General features: G+C 71.9%; 17 protein-coding genes. 7 read left to right on the top strand and 10 right to left on the bottom strand.

Translation table 11 applies throughout. The annotated features are described in order from the left end of the window. Positions 1-2: 2 nt before the first annotated feature. From JYK17_RS07295 to JYK17_RS07270, 6 genes are all read right to left on the bottom strand, one after another. Positions 3-302, bottom strand: coding sequence for a helix-turn-helix domain-containing protein (locus JYK17_RS07295; protein WP_128802223.1), 300 nt, complete (start codon positions 300-302; stop codon positions 3-5). A 272-nt stretch (positions 303-574) separates the two neighbouring features. Next, the gene (locus tag JYK17_RS07290) at positions 575-1,171 is read right to left on the bottom strand and encodes a flavin reductase family protein (protein ID WP_222810058.1); all 597 of its coding nucleotides are present in this window, start codon (positions 1,169-1,171) and stop codon (positions 575-577) included. A gap of 53 nt (positions 1,172-1,224) precedes the next feature. Then, positions 1,225-2,025: an enoyl-CoA hydratase/isomerase family protein gene (locus tag JYK17_RS07285; RefSeq protein ID WP_108009161.1), complete on the bottom strand. Its 801-nt coding sequence runs from the start codon at positions 2,023-2,025 to the stop codon at positions 1,225-1,227. Positions 2,026-2,042: 17 nt separating this feature from the next. Beyond that, a complete protein-coding gene (locus JYK17_RS07280) occupies positions 2,043-4,268 on the bottom strand; it encodes an acetate--CoA ligase family protein (RefSeq protein WP_222810057.1) in 2,226 nt (741 codons plus the stop codon). Between the two features lie 124 nt (positions 4,269-4,392). Continuing rightward, positions 4,393-5,907 carry a flavin monoamine oxidase family protein gene (locus JYK17_RS07275; RefSeq protein WP_222810056.1) on the bottom strand — a complete coding sequence of 505 codons (1,515 nt, stop codon included), beginning with the start codon at positions 5,905-5,907 and terminating at the stop codon, positions 4,393-4,395. A gap of 170 nt (positions 5,908-6,077) precedes the next feature. Next, positions 6,078-7,265, bottom strand: coding sequence for a flavin-containing monooxygenase (locus JYK17_RS07270; RefSeq protein WP_222810055.1), 1,188 nt, complete (start codon positions 7,263-7,265; stop codon positions 6,078-6,080). A gap of 544 nt (positions 7,266-7,809) precedes the next feature. Here JYK17_RS07270 and JYK17_RS07265 point away from each other — a divergent pair. Genes JYK17_RS07265 through JYK17_RS07255 form a run of 3 tightly spaced genes read left to right on the top strand, consistent with a single transcriptional unit; the run spans position 7,810 to position 9,282 of the window. Next, positions 7,810-8,262: a DoxX family protein gene (locus tag JYK17_RS07265; RefSeq protein ID WP_222810054.1), complete on the top strand. Its 453-nt coding sequence runs from the start codon at positions 7,810-7,812 to the stop codon at positions 8,260-8,262. After that, positions 8,259-8,654, top strand: coding sequence for a Zn-ribbon domain-containing OB-fold protein (locus JYK17_RS07260; RefSeq protein WP_108008602.1), 396 nt, complete (start codon positions 8,259-8,261; stop codon positions 8,652-8,654). Before JYK17_RS07265 ends, JYK17_RS07260 begins: the two co-directional genes overlap by 4 nt. A gap of 31 nt (positions 8,655-8,685) precedes the next feature. Then, entirely contained in the window at positions 8,686-9,282 is a 597-nt protein-coding gene (locus JYK17_RS07255) for a GNAT family N-acetyltransferase (RefSeq protein ID WP_222810053.1), read from the top strand. 30 nt (positions 9,283-9,312) lie between these two features. On the opposite strand, the gene JYK17_RS07250 is transcribed toward JYK17_RS07255, so the two are convergent. Further along, complete coding sequence (locus tag JYK17_RS07250) at positions 9,313-9,978, bottom strand: pyridoxine/pyridoxamine 5'-phosphate oxidase (protein ID WP_108008598.1); 666 nt, start codon at positions 9,976-9,978, stop codon at positions 9,313-9,315. Between the two features lie 26 nt (positions 9,979-10,004). Further along, positions 10,005-10,430, bottom strand: a complete 426-nt coding sequence (locus tag JYK17_RS07245; protein WP_108008596.1) for a pyridoxamine 5'-phosphate oxidase family protein — start codon at positions 10,428-10,430, stop codon at positions 10,005-10,007. 116 nt (positions 10,431-10,546) lie between these two features. Here JYK17_RS07245 and JYK17_RS07240 point away from each other — a divergent pair, with 116 nt between their 5' ends. Beyond that, positions 10,547-11,851 (top strand): COG1361 family protein, encoded by a 1,305-nt coding sequence (locus JYK17_RS07240; protein WP_222810052.1) that lies wholly within the window; start codon positions 10,547-10,549, stop codon positions 11,849-11,851. Positions 11,852-11,912: 61 nt separating this feature from the next. On the opposite strand, the gene JYK17_RS07235 is transcribed toward JYK17_RS07240, so the two are convergent. Beyond that, complete coding sequence (locus JYK17_RS07235; RefSeq protein WP_222810051.1) at positions 11,913-13,082, bottom strand: thiolase C-terminal domain-containing protein; 1,170 nt, start codon at positions 13,080-13,082, stop codon at positions 11,913-11,915. 84 nt (positions 13,083-13,166) lie between these two features. On the opposite strand from JYK17_RS07235, the gene JYK17_RS07230 reads away from it, so the two are divergent. Continuing rightward, complete coding sequence (locus tag JYK17_RS07230) at positions 13,167-14,351, top strand: acyl-CoA dehydrogenase family protein (protein WP_108008592.1); 1,185 nt, start codon at positions 13,167-13,169, stop codon at positions 14,349-14,351. 107 nt (positions 14,352-14,458) lie between these two features. On the opposite strand, the gene JYK17_RS07225 is transcribed toward JYK17_RS07230, so the two are convergent. Continuing rightward, positions 14,459-15,094 carry a TetR family transcriptional regulator gene (locus JYK17_RS07225; protein WP_108008589.1) on the bottom strand — a complete coding sequence of 212 codons (636 nt, stop codon included), beginning with the start codon at positions 15,092-15,094 and terminating at the stop codon, positions 14,459-14,461. 134 nt (positions 15,095-15,228) lie between these two features. Between JYK17_RS07225 and kbpA the strand changes: the two genes are divergently transcribed. Together kbpA and JYK17_RS07215 are read left to right on the top strand one after the other, a co-directional pair. Next, a complete protein-coding gene (gene kbpA / locus JYK17_RS07220) occupies positions 15,229-15,996 on the top strand; it encodes an AfsK-binding protein KbpA (protein WP_108008587.1) in 768 nt (255 codons plus the stop codon). Positions 15,997-16,145: 149 nt separating this feature from the next. Continuing rightward, on the top strand, positions 16,146-17,129 hold a 984-nt coding region (locus JYK17_RS07215; RefSeq protein ID WP_222810050.1), incomplete at its 3' end, for a serine/threonine-protein kinase.

Genomic DNA, 17,129 nt, shown 5'->3' with positions numbered 1-17,129 from the left:
CCTCAGCTTGCGAGGTCGAGGGGCTCGAATCCGACATGCAGACGCATACCGAGTGCGACGGCGAGCCGTTCCAGCAGAGGCAGGGTGGGCATGGCCCCACCCGCCTCGAACCGCGCCACGGCCGGTTGCCGCATCCCCGCGACCTCCGCGAGCTGATCCTGCGTCATCCCCAGCGCCTCACGTCGCTCGCGCACGGCATGCCCCAACTCGAATCGGATCCGCGCGGCGTCGTACGCCTCCTGGGCTTCTGGCGAGGCGAGAACATCGTCCCGCAGTTCGTCCCACCCTCGGCGCTCACTCATGTCCTACACCTCGTCCGCTGTGTGCTGTTCCTCGGCGCAGCGCACCATGGCCCGTCGGGCGCGGTCGACCTGCGTAGGTGATGCGCACAGCGTCGGTATCGAGGTGGAAGCGCAGCGCGGCATGTGCGGGAGCAGGGCTGGACGCAGGGCGGAGCCGAAACCCAACGGGCGTCGACAGCTCGTACAGTTCCTGTCCGAAATGTCTTAGGACTGTACTCCTAAGGAGTACAGTCCTAACCTCCGCTCCCTGAGGAAGCGCTTCTGATTGCCGGCTACAGAAAGCGCCCCTTGTGGAACAGCAAGGGAGCCTCGCCCCCGGCGCCCGTGCCCAGTGCGTTCACTCGGCCCACCACGATCAGGTGGTCGCCTCCCGTGTGCACCGCGTGGATCGTGCAGTCGATCCAGGCGAGGGTGCCTGTCAGGCGGGGGGAGCCCGAGGTCGGGGATGCGTCGTACGGCACCCCCGCGAACTTGTCCGCGCCGCTGACCGCGAAGGCGCGGCACAGGTCGCCCTGGTCGGTGGCGAGGATGTTGACGCAGAAGGCGCCTGCTCGGGCTATGCGGGGCCAGGTTGTCGAGGTGCGGCCGACCATGAAGGCGATCAGGGGTGGGTCGAGGGAAAGGGAGGAGAAGGACTGGCAGGCGAAGCCGGCGGGGGCTTCCTCGCCGGGGGTGCCCGGGGCCGTGATGACCGTGACGCCTGTGGCGAAACTTCCCAGCACACGGCGGAACTCCGTCTGGTCGACCGGTGCCCGTTCGTCCTCGCCCACGCATCGCAGCTCCGGGCGCGGGAGCGCCTCCACGGGGCTCGGGGTCCCGGTCGACCTGAGGTAGCGGACGGCGGCTGCTGCCGCTCCTGCGTGTCCCATCACGGCATCCATTGAAGCTGACGGCACGTCAGATGGGAAGGGAGGATCGACAGTCAACGGCCTCTGTACTTGGGCGTGGTGCGCCGTACGAAGCTGCGTACGCCCTCCTGTGCGTCCTCCGTCGTCATATTGATCTCCTGCGCTGCTGCCTCCGCGGCGAACGCGGTGGCGCGGTCGGCGTCGAGTGAGGCGTTGACAAGTTGCTTGGTGAGGGCCAGGGCGCGGGTGGGTCCGGCCGCCAGTCGCGCGGCCCATTCGCGGGCCGTCTTGTCCAACTCCCCGTCCGCGACGACCCGGTTGACCAGGCCGAGGCGTTCGGCGTCGACGGCCGGGAGCGCGTCGCCGAAGAACATCAGCTCCTTGGCCTTCTGCGGGCCGACCAAGCGGGGCAGGAGGTAGGCCCCGCCGCCGTCCGGCACCAGACCGCGCCGTACGAACACCTCGATGAAGCGCGCCGACTCCGCGGCCAGTACGAGGTCGCAGGCGAGCGCCAGATGGGCGCCCAGGCCCGCCGCCGTGCCGTTCACGGCGGCCAGTACCGGTTTCTCGCAGTCGAGGACCGCCGCGATCAGGCGTTGCGCGCCGAGGCGCAGGGTGCGGGCCACATCGCCCGCAACCCGCGCACCCTTACTCGAACCACCCCGCAGATCCGCCCCCGCACAGAACCCCCGGCCGGTCCCCGTGAGGACCACCGCCCGTACGTCCGGGTCGGCCGAGGCGGCCGCGAGCAGCTCGATGATGCGATCTCGCTGCCCCGGAGTGAGGGCGTTCAGGGCTTCCGGCCGGTTGAGCGTGATGTACGAGACCTGGCCGGACGTCTCGTGCAGTACCCAGTCGACCCCGTTCTCCTTCATCTCCCCCACCTCCCCCATCAGCGGCACACCGCCAACGCATCCAGCGCCACCGCCCCTTGCCCCTGGGGCAGCACCATCAGCGGGTTGATGTCCAGCTCCGCGAGGTCGTCCCCGAGTTCCACCGCCATCCGCTGCACCCGCAGTACGACCTCGACGAGGGCGTCGAGGTCGGCCGGTGGCCGTCCCCGTACCCCGTCCAGCAGGGCCCGCCCGCGCAGGTCGCCGAGCATGTCCCGGGCCTGTTCCTCGCCGAAGGGTGGTACGCGTACGGCGACGTCGTGCAGCACCTCCACCAGCACCCCGCCGAGTCCGACCGTGACCGTCGGCCCGAACAGGGCGTCGTGCGTCACGCCGACGACCATCTCCACGCCCCGCTCGACCATCTGGCAGACCAGGACGCCGTCCAACGACACCCCTTCGTAGCGGGCGATGTCCGTCAACTCGCGGTAGGCGTCGCGGACCTGGCTCGCGGAGGTGAGGCCGATCTTCACCAGCCCCAGTTCGGTCTTGTGGGCGATCTGCGCGCCGGACGCCTTCATCACCACGGGGTAGCCCACCAGGCTCGCCGCGCGTACGGCCGCGGCGGCGCTGGTGACCAGCTGCTCGCGCGGGACACGGATGCCGTAGGCCCGCAGCAGTTGTTTCGCCGCGTGCTCGCTGAGCTGGCGGCCCGGGCTCATCAGGGCCTGCGCCTTGCGGAAGGAGGGCGAGGTGGTGCGGGGGGCCTCGTCGAAGGGGGAGCGGTAGCCGCTGACGAAGCGGTGGTGGTCGAGGTAGGCGCGGACGGCGGTGATGCAGTTCGCGACCGTGCGGAAGGTGGCCACCCGCGAGGAGCCCAACAGGACGTCGCGGTACGCCGGTTCGGTGCCCACCGGCGATCCCCACACCACGCAGACCAGCTTGTCCGTACGCTCGGCCGCCTCCACCAGGTCCTTGACGAGACGGTCGCTGAGGGGCGGGAAGGGGCCGGTGATCGGGCAGATCAGGACCCCCACCTCGGGGTCGTCGAGGATAGCGTCGATGATCTTCCGGCCGCGCTCGTCGCCCACCGGGTGCCCGCCGTTGTCGACCGGGTTGGCCACGTTCAGGTACTCGGGGATCCACTGGTGCAGCTGAGCCTGCTTCGCCTCGGTCAGCGCGGGCAGCCGCAGCCCCGCCTCGGTCGCGAGGTCGGCGAAGTGCGCGCCCGTGCCGCCCGAGATGGAGTAGACGACGACGCCCTCGGCGCGCGGCGGGCGGGCGCGGGCCAACAGGGCGGCGGTGTCCTGGAGTTCGTCGAGCCCGTCCACCCGGATCACGCCGAACTGCCGCAGCGCCGCGTCCACCACCGTGTCCGCGCCGGTCAACTTCCCGGTGTGCGAGGCGGCCGTGCGGGCGCCGGCCTCGGTGCGGCCCACCTTGACGGCGACTACCGGCACGCCTCGGCGGGCGGCCCGGTCGGCGGCGAGCAGGAACGAGCGGCCGTCCTTGAGCCCCTCGACGTAGCAGGCGATCGCACCGACCTCGGGCTGCTCGGCGAAGTAGGAGATGAAGTCGGCGCTCTCCAGGTCGGCCTCGTTGCCGGTGGGCGCCCAGTGGGAGAGGCGGATGCCGAGTTCCTGGAGGGCGAAGACGGGACGGCCCTGGTGCCCGGACTGGGTGATGAGCGCGATGGCCGGTCCGTCGAGGTCGTCGCGGAAGTGCTCGAAGGCGTTGAGGTTGGTGTTGGGCCCGAGCAGCCGCATCCCGGAGCGGGCCACCGTGGCGGCGAGCCGCGTCTGCGCGACCGCTCCCTCGGCGCCGGTCTCGGCGAAGCCGGACGCGAAGACGACCGCGAACTTCACCTTGGCCTCGGCCAGTTCTTCGAGGACCGGCAGCGGGTCGGCGAGCAGCAGGACGGCGAGGTCGACCTGTTCGGGCAGGTCGGCGACCGTGGGGGAGCAGGGTATGCCGAAGACGGACGGGCGGCTGGGGTGGACCGGGTGCAGCCGCGCCCCGACCCGCTCGGCCCAGGCCACCAGCTGCCGGGTGATACCGGTGTGGGGCCGCCCCTCGGCGTCCGAGGCGCCGATCACGGCGACGGACTCGGGGCGGAAGAAACGGTCCAGGTCGGGTACGCCGGCATACAGCGGCCGGCCGCCGACGTCGAGGTCGTCGACGTCCGCCGGCCTGCCGTGGACGGCGGGCCCGGGTTGCTCGCCGCACGCGATGACCCGGGCCCGGCGGGAGTCGGTGGTGAGGGTGCCGTGGGTTGATCCAAGCATCGGTCCGCCCGCTCCTGTGTGACAGCGAATGACTGACGCGCCAGTAACTGACGCACTGTCAGATTACTGAACTGACGCGATGTCAGGAACTGCTCGGACCTCAAAGCTTGTGGACCGCCACGCCCTACAGCGCCGCCAGCACCTCCTTGGCCACCCGCTCGCCCGAGCGCACGGCTCCGTCCATGAAGCCGTTCCAGTGCGTGGAGGTCTCGGTGCCGGCCCAGTGGATGCCGCCGGCCGGCTCGCGCAGGGCGGCGCCGTACTCGGTCAGGACGCCGGGAGGGGCGTAGGCGACCGGGCCGCCGCGGGAGAAGCCCTCGTTGTCCCAGCGCTGCAGGACGAAGGAGGTGGGGGACTTGGCCTTGTCGCCGAAGTAGTTCGCGTAGTCCTTGAGGACCGCGGCCTTCACCTCGTCGATGCCCGCCGCGTCGTACTCCCGCATCTTGTCCGCCTCGATGAAGCCCATCAGGGCGCCGTAGGAGGCGTCCGGCGGCGAGTTGTCGAAGGTCGAGCGGACCACGCCGGAGTCGCTGACGACCTGGCCGTTGAGGCCGTCGGCGCGCCAGAAGGGGCTGTCGTAGACGGCGATCGCCTTGCCGATCGAGCCCATCGGCAGCCGCTGGCTCAACTGGTCGCGGGCGGCCGGGAGAAGGGGGTCGTAGGTGATCCGGGCCGCGAGCGGCGGCGGTACGGCGACGACGACCTTCCTCGCCTTCACCGTGATGCCGTCGGCCGTCACCACGTAGCCGCTCCCCGACCGCACGATCGACCGCACCGGCGCGCTCAGCACCACGCGGCTGCCGAGCGTGGCGGCCAGCTTGATCGGCACCTGCTGGGAGCCGCCGACGAAGCGGGACTCCTGGGCGCCGTTCGCGGTGTCGGTGAGGCGTTCCAGGGTGCCGACGTTGGACTCGTTGCCCGCGGCGGCGATGTAGAACAGGACGAAGAGCAGGGAGAGTTCGCGGGGCTGGGCCGAGAAGATCGACGTGCAGGCCACGTCCAGCAGGAACTTGGCCGAGGGCACGACCGCGTTGGCGTTCAGCCAGCTCTCGAAGGTCTGCTTGTCCCACTCGGCGGCCTTCGGCGCGGTCCAGGGCGCGTCCAGCGGGATCTGCTTGGCCATGTCGTCGAGGGATGCCTGCACGATCGCCGCGTTGGCGAGACCGGCCGCGTCGATCGGCGGCACCGAGCCGAGGACGCCGTCGGTGGCGTACGGGGTCCTCGTGCCGTCCTTGTAGAGGAGGTTCTTGCCGGTGTTGTACGTCGTGAAGGTGGCCACGCCCAGCGAGTCGGCGAGGGCCTTGATGCGGTCCTGGGTGGGGCCGATGAACTCGCCGCCGCCCTCGGTGACGCCGCCGTTCGCGAGGGGCAGGTTGACGACCCGGCCGCCGACCCGGTCGCGGGCCTCGAGGACGGCGACGGTCTTTCCGCCGGCCACCAGGTCGCGGGCCGCCGTCAGTCCGGCGAGCCCGCCGCCGACGATCGCGACGTCCACGGTCCGTGTGCTCGCCGCGGCGGACGCCGGGGCCGCCGCGGTGCCGGCGAGGGTGACGGCGCCCGCGGTCGCGGCGGCGCCGCCGAGCAGGGAACGCCGGGAGAGGCCAAGGGGGTTGTGCTGTCTTTCGCGTGCCACGTGCATCCTCCGTATGGAGAGAGTGTGGAGCCAGAAAGTGAGCAGTGTTCAGATTCTGGCCCCGAAGGCGGCACGCTTCAACGCTCCCGTCGCATCTGGCCCTTGAGCAACGGGAGTCCTGCTGTGCGGCGTTGAGGGTTTCTCCCTGCGAGCGCGAGGCGTCGAGAGGCTCTACGTCACCCGGGCAGCCGGGACAGAGTGTCGCGGCCGTTCTTCACGACGGACTTCGCGATCTTCTCGGCGTCGATCGCCATCTCGCGGAGATTGCCGCTGATGGGGTTGGTGTAGCCCTGGAAGTACAGGCCGGGGGCGTCCGCCGGGGTGTGGGCGCCCTGGACGACGGGTCTGCCGCGGTCGTCCAGTACGCCGAGATGGCCGACGAGGCCTTCGAGCCCGCGGACGTATCCGGTGGCGGCGATGACGGCGTCCGGCGAGATACGGCTGCTGTCGGCGAGGATCACCTTGCCGTCCTCGAAGCCGTCGACGGCGGCCACGATCTCGATGCGGCCCTCGCGCACGGCGTCGATGAGGCCGACGTCGAGTACCGGGATCGACCCTTGCTTGACCCGGCTGTACAGGCCGGTGTCGGGGCGCGGCAACCCATGGGCCGACAGGTCCGGCACGCTGAGCTTCGCCACGGGCCGGGCGAGCCGGTCGACCAGGTGCACCGGCAGCCGCCGCACCAGGATGCTGGTGCGCTGCGCGGGCCATCCCGCGGTGGACCTGCGCACGATGTGCGGCACCGTCCGCACCGCCAGCCGGACCCGCGAGGCGCCGCCCTCCACCAGGTCGACGGCGATCTCCGCACCGGTGTTGCCGGCGCCGACGACGAGGATGTCGCGACCGGCGTAGGGGGTCGCGTTGCGGTACTGGCCGGCGTGCAGGAACTCGCCGCCGTAGGTGCCCAGGCCGGGCCAGTCCGGGATGTACGGGGTGTGGTTGTGGCCGGTGGCCACGACGACGGCTGCGCCGGTCAGCTCCCGGCCCCCGGTGGCGTGCAGCAGCCAGCCGGGGCCGTCGGGGGTCGGCTCGACGCGCGAGACCTCGACGCCGGTGACGATCTCCAGCTCGTGCACCTCGGCGTACTTCTCCAGGTACCGCACCACGTCGTCCCGGGCCACCCAGCGCCCGAAACGACGCGGCATCGGCAGACCGGGGAGAGCGGACAGGCGGCGGGTCGTGTGCAGGTGAAGGCGGTCGTAGTGCCCCCGCCAGGCCGATCCGACCCGGTCGGCCTTCTCCAGGACGACGGCACGTATGCGCCGGGCCCGCAGCGCCTGCGCGACAGCGAGCCCACCGGGGCCGCCGCCGATGACGTAGACGGGGCGCCCCGAGGGTCTTGCGGACGGTGTGGAGTCGGCCATGTTCGCGAGCGTAATCACGCACCAGGTTGATGGGTCTCGGTCAAGCCCGGAATTGGTTTCGGATTGATCACGTGTGTAGGAGGAGTGGGTGGGGCTTGTGACGTAGGCCACTTGGTTGTGGGGGTCTGGGGGTGGGTGGGTTGTGCGCGGGGGGTGCGGGGGGCCGCGTCCCGGTCATGCCTGGGATTCGCGGTGGGTCGTGCCGTGGGTCGTGGTGGGTTGCGTCCCGGGGGGCGTCGCCTGCACCGCGGGATCGTGGCGCGTCGCGCCTGGGATTTACGGTGAGCCGCGCCCGGGGGCGTGGGGGGCGTGTGTCCGGGCTTCCCGGCGGCCTGCGCCCGGGCTTCCCGGCGGGCCGCACCCGGGTGATCGCGGCGGGCCGCGCCCGGCGGTCACGGTGAGCCGCGCTCGGCGATCGCGGTAGGGCCCGCCGGGGAACCGCTGCAGGCCCCGCGTCCGGGGGCCGGCGTGGATGCCGCGTGGCTCAGCGGCCAGCGAGTCCGTGGGGTTCCGGGATTGTTGGATCTGACGTACCGTCAGATTTATGGACTCGATCTGGCTCAGTGGTGCCGAGTGGGTGGCCGTGCTGCGTATCGGGCTTGGGTTGTGGTGGCTGGAGAGCTGGCGGCACAAGGATCGCAAGGCGTGGTTCGAGCGGGGGACCGGGATCGTGTGGGCGGCGTCGGTCGCGGCGAAGCACCGGTGGAACGCCGTGCGGTCCGGCTTCGAGGTCGTGGTGGCGCCGCGGCCGCGCACGATGGCGTATGTCGTGGTCTACGCGGAGCTGGCGATCGGGCTCGGGCTGGTCGCCGGGTTCCTGACGCCGGTCGCGCTGGTGGGCGGACTGCTGCTGAACGTCCTGTACTTCACGCTCATGATCCACGAGGTGGCCGAGCAGGGGCAGAACTCGATGATGGCGCTGATGTCGCTGGTCGGGCTGTTCGGGATGTCGTGGCAGAGCTGGTCGCTGGACGGTGCGCTGGGGTGGTTCGGATGAGCGCTCCCCGGTTCGACCTGCCGGAGGCGGACGACTTCACGCGGACGTACTGGGACGCGGCGGCCGGGGGCCGACTGCTGATCCGCCGGTGCGGGGCGTGCGGGCGGGCCCATCACTACCCGCGGGAGTTCTGCCCGTACTGCTGGAGCGAGGACGTCGCGTGGGAGCCGGCGAGCGGCCGGGCCGTGCTCTACACCTGGTCCGTGGTCCACCGCAACGATCTGCCGCCCTTCGGGGAGCGGACGCCGTACGTCGCCGCCGTGGTCGACCTCGCGGAGGGGCCGCGGATGATGACGGAGATCGTGCAGACAAAGGGAAGCGGCCTGCAGGGCGGGATGGAGCTGGAGGTCGCGTTCCGGGACGGGGTGCCGGTGTTCCGGCCCCGTGAGTGACGCGCGCGGACGTACGGGCTTGAATGGGGCGATGGCCTCCACCGACGAACAGCACCTCACCACCCCCGTTCCCGAACTGCACGGCGACGGCATCCGCCTGCGCCTGTGGGAACCGGACTCGGACGCCGACGTCGCGGCCTGGCTGCGCGGGGTCACGGACCCGGAGTTCCAGCGCTGGAACACCCCGCTCAAACCGGTCACCGACCTCGACAGCGCCCGGGAGTCCCTGCGCAGGAAGGGGCGGGAGGCCGTGGAGGGGACCTCGGTCACGTACTGCGTCGTCGACGCCACGAGCGGGGCGGTGCTGGGCAGCGTCGGCCTGCAGGCCGTCGAACCGGTGCTGAGCGTCGCCCGCGTCGGGTACTGGGTGCTGCCCGAGGCCCGCGGCCGCCGCATCGCCGCTCGCGCCCTGAACCTGGCTTCCCGCTGGGCCCTGACCGAACTGGGCCTGCACCGCCTGGAACTCGGCCACGCCATCGGCCACGAGGCCTCGTGCCGCGTCGCCGAACGGTGCGGATACCGCTACGAAGGCACCCTGCGCGGCGCGATGTTCGAGGCGGGACGTCGCGACGCCTTCCGCGACGTCCACCTGCACGGCCGCCTGGCCACGGATCCGGAGCCGTCGTAGCGGAGGCGTCCAGGGCGAGTTGACCCGTTACTACGGCCACAGCAGCTCGCGCGTCCAACCACCCTCCGTACGCCGGTAGTTCAGCCGTACGTGCCGTCGGCTCCCGTCGCCCTGGAAGAACTCCACGGCGTCCGGGCGCAGGTGGTACAGGGTCCAGCTCGGCACCGGGGCGTCCGGTTCCGCGCGGGCGCGGTCCCAGGCCGCCCGGGACTCCCGTTCCAACTCCTCGACCGAGCCGAGGACTTGGCTCTGGCGGCCGGTCAGCGCGGCGGCCAGCGCGCCGGTGGAGCGGGCGTGCAGATCGCCCTGGGACTCCTCCGCCGGCGCGGCGGCGACCGGGCCGCGCACCCGGACCTGGCGGCCCAGCACCGGCCAGTAGAAGGCGAGCGCGGCATACGGGCGGGCCGCCAGCTGCTCGCCCTTGCGGCTGTTGGCATGGGTGGCGAACGACCAGCCGTCCGCGTCCGCGCCGTGCAGCATCACGATCCGCACGTCCGGCAGCCCCGCCTCGTCCGACGTCGCCAGCGACATGGTGTGCGGCTCGCTCTGCCCGGCCGCCACCGCCTCGGCGAACCAGGTGGTGAAGAGGTCGAGAGGTTCGGCGGGGGCGGTCGCCGGGTCGAACGGCGGCAACGCCGTCACCTCCGGGTCCCACACCCGCAGTGACCTCAGCAGCTCGTGCAGATCCGTTCCCATGCCCCGATTGTCCCGTGTGCCGCGGCTCAGACCGTGCCGAGGTCGGACGACAGCCACCGCTCGGGCCGCATCCGCACCACGACCTGCTCGCCGTGGTTCTTCCAGGCGAAGTCCACATAGCCGTCGACCTTGTCGGCCGGGAGGTAGCGCGCCGAGATCTCCCGCAGCTGCTCGATCGTGGCGGGCTCGGTCCCGGTCACCGGGCCCTCCACGGACACGTAGCGAATGGTGGGTTCGAGCCGCTCCACCATGAGGGAGAACCGGCCCGCCGCGCCGATCAGCACGTTCTTGCGGGAGTTCTTGCCCGTCAGGATCCACACGGTGCCGTCGGACTCGTACTGGTACCAGATCGGCACGGTGAGCGGCGCGCGTCCCTCCTCCGCGGCCACCGCCAGTGCGGCGATGTGCGGCTCGGCGAGAAACGCCGCGCGTTCTTCGCGGTTCAGGGCCATGTCGGTTCCTCCATACGCCGAAGGTGTGTTCGCAGTACGTTGACCCCCGGATCACCTGGATACGTCGACGGAGAGGCGGGGGGCAACTGGTGCGGCGCCGACGGCATGTCACGCGCGTGGCCCTCGCCGGAGCGCTGCTGCTCGCTGCCCTCACCGCGTGCACCGGCGACGAGAAGGCGTACTCCCTCTCCGCGCCTGAGATCTTCTACGTTCCGGCGAACGGCGGCAAGAAGGTCTTCCCCCTGCGTGTCGACGGCCCCGGCCCCTACACGCCGCGCGCCCGGCGGCTGACCGTGGACGTCGAGGCGGGCTCGGAGGGCGCCGTGCGGCTGCGCGACGACAGTACGAACTGCCGGGGCAGCGCCACCCATGTCGTCTGCGAGGGCCCGGCCGCGAGCCTTCTCGGCCTCACCACGGACGCGTTCGCCCCGCTCGCGGCGAAGGGCAGCAGGCCCGGTGACAGCGGGTACCTGCGCCTGACGTACGCCATGACGGACGGCGGGAAGCTCACCGCGCGCACCCGGGTGGTCGTCGGCGAGCCGGTGCTGGAGCTGCTGACACCCGCGCCCGGCCAGGGAGTTCACCCCGGCGCCGAAGTGACGTATCCGACGGTCGTCCGCAACGCCGGCGACGTGCCCGTGCGCGGGCTGGCGCTCGTCGTCAACGCCGGAGATCTTCAGTTCGTGCAGCGCTACGCCAACTGCCGGTATCCGGATCTGCAGCACGGCAGCCAGGCGGTGTGCAGTTTCCCCGGCGTGCGGATCGCGCCGGGAAAGAGCGTCACCGTCCGGCCCGCGCTGCGCCTGCGCGCCTCCCGGACGACGATGTACGGCTCCTTCGGGCGCATGGTCTGGCCGCTCAAGGCGGGACCGGGTCCGAACCAGACCGTCTCCGAGGGCGGCGCGCACGGCGACGGGCCCGTCCTGCGCGCCGAGGCCGTGCGCACGCCCCACGGCAGGTTCACCAAGGCGGGCGACCACGTCGACGTCCTGCTCGCCACCGGCGCCGACTACGCGGTCTCCGGCGCCGACCTGCGCGGCGACCCCGGCGACACCCGCAAGGTCCGCCTCACCGTCCGCAACAACGGCCCCGGCAACCCCGGCTACTCCACCCGGCTCGTCTTCACCCCGCCGCCCGGCACCGACGTCCTCAAGGAGCCCATGACGGAGATCGACGAGGACGAGTACGAGCCCTACTGCGACAACGACGGCTCCACGTACACCTGCGACGTCGAGGGCCTGGAACCGGGCAAGGCACGCACCTTCGAGTTCACCCTGCGGCTCGGGGAACCCGCCACCGGCAGTGTGCGCCTGGAGGGCCAGGGGTCCGGCCCCTCCGGTTCGCCCGCCCCGGACGACAGGTCGGGGCGCCATGATCCCGACCCGGGCAACGACGAGGCGGCCGTCGACGTCACCGGCTGACCGCAGAGCACATCACCGGAGGATCGCAGAGCACAGCACCGGATGACCGCAGCGCGGCGCCTCACCGCCCCAGCACCACCGTCCCCGAGGAGCAGAACCAACCGCCCGTGCCGGACGCCACGCCCAGCCGCGGCAACTCACTGTCGGCCGCGCGCACTTGACGCGCCCCCGCCTCCCCGCGCAGCTGCCGTACCGCCTCCACCAGCAGGAACAGTCCCCGCATCCCGGGGTGCTGGGCGGACAGGCCGCCCCCGTCCGTGTTCACCGGCAGCTCGCCGCCCTCGACCCTGAGCCGCCCCTTCTCCACGAACGCCCCGCCCTCGCCCTTCGCGCAGAACCCCAGGTCCTCCAGGGTCACCAGGGTCATATAGGTGAAGGCGTCGTAGATCTGCGCGAAGTCCATCTCCTCGGGGCGTACGCCCGCCCGCTCGAACGCCAGCCGTCCGCTCACCGCCGCCGGGGAGACCGTGAAGTCCTCCCACTCCGACATGGCGGCGTGCGAGACGTGCTCGCCGGTGCCGAGCACCCAGACGGGGGCGGTACGGCAGTCCCGTACGAACTCCTCGGCCGCGAGCAGCACCGCCGCACCGCCGTCGGAGCGGATGCAGCAGTGCAGCTTGGTGAAGGGGTCCGCGATCATCGGCCCGGACAGGACGTCGTCGACCGTGACCGGGTCGCGGAACATCGCGTCGGGGTTGAGGGCCGCGTTCGCCCGCGCCTGCACCGCCACCTGCGCCAACTGCTCGATGGTCGTGCCGTGTTCGATCATGTGGCGGCGGGCGGCCATGGCGTACTTGGCGATCAGCGTGTGGCCGTACGGCACCTCGAACTGCAGCGGGCCGCGGGTGCCGAAGGACAGGTTCCCGGTGCGCCGGCCCGCCTTGATGTCGGCGCGGGCCGTGGAGCCGTACACCAGGAGCACGGCGTTCGCGTGCCCGGCCGCTATCGCGTCCGCCGCGTGCGCTGCCATGACCTCCCAGGTGGAGCCACCGACGGAGGTGGAGTCGACCCAGGTGGGCCGCAGGCCCAGATACTCGGCCACCTCGACGGGCGCCAGCGTGCCGAGCCCGGCGGAGGCGAAGCCGTCGACCACCTCGCGGCCGAGCCCCGCGTCGGCCAGCGCACGGCGGGCGGCCTGGGCGTGCAGGGCGTACGGCGTCGCCCCGTCCACCCGTCCGCACTCCGACAGGGCGACTCCGACCACGGCGACTTTCCGGCTCCCGCGACTCATGAGCGGCCTCCTGCCCCTGTGCATATCGCTTCGGCCCTCCTAATATGACGGACCGTCAGATCCGTAGGGAAGAGGGGGAGGGCCATGGACGCCGGCTTCACCGCGGAGCAGGAGGAGATCCGCCGCACCCTGCGCGAACTGCTGCACAAACGCTGCGGGCCCGAGGAGCTGCGCGCCGCCCTCGACACCCCCGCCGGACACGACCCGGCGCTGTGGACCGCCCTCGCCGACCGGCTCGGCCTGCCCGGACTCGCGCTTCCGGAGGAGTACGGCGGCGCCGGCTGCTCGGTGACCGAACTCGCCCTGGCCGCCGAGGAGACGGGCCGCGCGCTCGCACCCTCCCCCTTCCTCGCCACCGCCGCCCTCGCCACCCCGCTGGTCCGCGCCCTCGGCACCGCAGCCCAGCGGGCCGATCTGCTGCCCCGCATCGCCAACGGCACCCTCACCGCCACGCTCGCGGTCCCCGGCACCGCGCTCGCCACCGCCCTCGCCCTGACCGGCGACAACGGCGGGGAGTGGGCGGGCGGCGGACGCGCCGGGGGCGTGCAGGCCCGGCGCGCGGGGGAGGGGTGGCGGCTGTACGGACAGGCCGAGCAGGTGCTCGACGGGCACAGCGCCGGCCTGCTGCTGGTCGCCGCGCACACCGGGGGCTACGCCCGCTCGCGGACCCTGCTCTTCCTCGTTCCCGGCGACGCGGACGGGGTCGTACGGACACGGCAGACCGCGCTGGACGCCACCCGTCCTCAGGCGCGAGTACAACTGCGGGATGTGCGGGCCGAGTTGCTGGGCGAGGACGGCGCCGAGGTGCTCGGGGCGCTCGCCCGGACCGGGGACACGGCCGCCGCCGTCCTCGCCTGCGAGGCCGTAGGAGCGGCCGACCGCACGCTGGAGCGGACCGTGGAGTACGTGCTGCAGCGCGAGCAGTTCGGGCGGGCGATCGGGTCCTTCCAGGCGGTCAAGCACCGGCTGGCCGACGTGTACGTACGGGTGCAGGCGGCCCGCTCGGCCGCCTACTACGCCGCCTGGGCCGCCGCCCACGGCGAGCGAGTGGGCGCCCTCGCCCTCGCGCAGGCGCTGGAGGCGCTGCGGACCGCGGCCGCCGAGGGGATCCAGTTGCACGGCGGCATCGGGTTCACCTGGGAACACGAGGCCCACCTCTACTTCAAGCGGGCCGCGGGCGACGACCTCCTTTTCGGCCCCGTGCACCGGCTGCGCGCGCACGCTGCGGACGCGGCACGGCTCTTCGAGGGCCGGGAGGTGACGGTGTGACCGGCGTGGGCGTGGTGCAGAACAGGCGGTGATCCACGGGAAAGTCCGTGAATCACCGCCTGTCAGACAGGACTTGGGGGCCTGGATACCGGTAAGTGGGAGGCCTGCTACTTCGTGGGCTTCTTGCCCGTCACGCCGAGGTGGACCAACAGCGCCAGGTTGGGCTTGAGTTCGGCCTGCTTGACGCCCCAGGACTGGAAGCCCTTCTGGTGCGAGGCGACGGCCGCGAGCATCGCGACCAGGGAACCGGCCACCGCCGCCGGGTTCACGTCCTTGTCGACGCGGCCCTTGGACTGCAGTTCGGCGACCGAATCCGCGAGGGAGTTGTTCACGGAGTTCAGGATCTTCATGCGGATCTTGTAGAACCGCTTGTCGCCCTCGGCCGCACCGAGGTCGACCACGCGCAGGATCGCGTCGTTCTTTCGCCAGAACTCCAGGAACCCGTCCACGAGTTCCTGCGCGGTCTGCCAGCCGGCCTTGCCGACCCAGGACCGGCCCTCGAGCAGCTCGGTCAACCCGGCGCCCTCGGTGGCCATTTGCTCGGCGATCTCCAGGACGGCGCCCTCGACGTCCGGGAAGTACTGGTAGAAGGTGGCGGGCGAAGTTCCCGCTTTCCGGGCGACATCGATGACTTTGACGTCCCGGTAAGGGGAGGAGCTGAGCATCTCGCTGAGGCAGTCGAGCAGCTTCTGCCGGGTCGCCTGCCCACGCCGGCCGGCCACGCGGCCGTCGACGGTACGCACTTGTCCTGTCATGTCGTCAGCTTACCGAGGGGTGATCGGAGCGCGATTCGGCCGACTGCAAATGGGGTGCATGAGCCGGTGGAGGCGGGTGCGCCAGGTCTGCGGACCGCGTGAGACGCCGTTAGTTTGGCGCCATGGCCGAAAACAGGGCATCCGCGTACGGAGAGGGCGTCCCCTGCTGGGTGGACGCGCAGCTCGCCGACGTGGAGGCGGGCAAGCGGTTCTACGGTGAGCTCTTCGGGTGGACCTTCCAGGACCGGCCGGAGACGGGCGGCGTATGGGCCTGCCGGGAGGGCGAGGCCGTGGCGGGCCTGGCGCGCAAGACGGACGGGCGGCTGCCCACGGTGTGGACCGTGTACTTCGCGACCCCGGACGCCGAGGCGCTGGCCGACCGGATCCACGCCGAGGGCGGACAGGTCGTGACGGCGCCCGTCCCGGTGGCGGACCTGGGCACCACCGCGCTGGTGACCGACACCGAGGGCGCCGTCTTCGCCCTCTGGGAGCCCGACGGACACCCCGGCTTCGGCAGACGGCACGAGACCGGCACCTTCGCCTGGGTCGAGCTGTACGCCCGCGACACCGAGGCCGCCAACGTCTTCTACGGCGAGCTGTTCCACGAGGCCCTGTTCGGGCCGGACGCCAGGCCGGACTTCGGCCGGGCGCCCGTCTCGGACGTCTTCCCGGCCGAGATGCCGCCGCACTTCCTGGTCCACTTCGCGGTGGAGGACTGCGAGGTGGCACTCGGTACGGTGAGCCGTCTCGGCGGCCGGATCCAGGCGCCACCATTCGAGACGTCGTACGGAAGGGTGGCTGTCGTCACCGACAATCAGGGGGCGTCGTTCGCGGTACTGGAGCGACCGCTTGAAACAGACCGAGCGGTGAAACGTACCGTTTTGCGGTGAGGCATCCCGACTCGACCCCGGGTTCGCAACCAGGGGCCGGGACAGGAAGAATCGGGGTGCGTGCCGCCAGGGCGGTGCGGTGGTGAGACGCTGCACGGGGTCGCGTGCAAAGGTGGGCGGCGCGGCCCGGACGGGGAGGTGGCAGGCAAGTGGTGGATCAGCTGACGCAGCACGATCCGCGGCGTATCGGTCCGTTCGAGGTGCTGGGACGGCTCGGTGCCGGCGGCATGGGGCTGGTCTATCTCGCGCGCTCGGCGTCCGGCCGGCGCGTGGCGATCAAGACGGTCCGGACGGAGCTCGCCGAGGACCAGCTGTTCCGCGTCCGCTTCTCGCGTGAGGTCGAGGCCGCACGCGCGGTCTCCGGTTTCTACACGGCGGCCGTGGTCGACGCCGACGCCCGCGCCGCCGTGCCGTGGCTGGCCACCGCGTACGTACCCGCGCCCTCCCTCGAGGAGATAGTGAACGAGTGCGGGCCGCTGCCGGCCCAGGCGGTGCGCTGGCTGGCGGCCGGTGTGGCCGAGGCGCTGCAGTCGATCCACGGCGCCGGCCTGGTCCACCGCGACCTCAAGCCGTCGAACGTCCTGGTCGTCGAGGACGGCCCCCGGGTCATCGACTTCGGCATCGCCTCCGGCGTCTCGAACACGCGTCTGACGATGACGAACGTGGCGGTGGGCACGCCCGCCTACATGTCCCCGGAGCAGGCCAAGGACTCGCGCAGCGTGACCGGCGCGAGCGACGTCTTCTCGCTCGGCTCGATGCTCGTCTTCGCCGCCACCGGACACCCGCCCTTCCATGGCGCCAACCCGGTCGAGACGGTCTTCATGCTGCTCAGGGAGGGCCCGGACCTGGAGGGCCTGCCAGACGAGCTGCGGCCCCTGATCGAGTCCTGCATGCAGATGGAGGCCACCGCCCGCCCCAACCCGGCCGACCTCCAGGCCCAGCTCGCCCCGCATCTGTTCGGCTCCGGCTCCGACGACAGCGGTACGGCCTCGGCCTGGCTGCCCGAGCGCGCGGTGAGCCTGATCGAGGGGCGGCGCAACGGCCGCCCGTCGGTGAAGCCCGGCCAGAGCGGCCGCAGCGGCGGCGGGCGCGCGCCCGTGCCGCCCCCGCCCTCGCACGACCCCGTGGTCCCG

The sequence above is a fragment of the Streptomyces plumbidurans genome, from assembly GCF_019857225.1.
Taxonomy (GTDB): domain Bacteria; phylum Actinomycetota; class Actinomycetes; order Streptomycetales; family Streptomycetaceae; genus Streptomyces; species Streptomyces plumbidurans.
The sequence above is the reverse complement of the archived record's forward strand: the minus strand, read 5'-3'. Positions and strand labels throughout refer to the sequence as shown.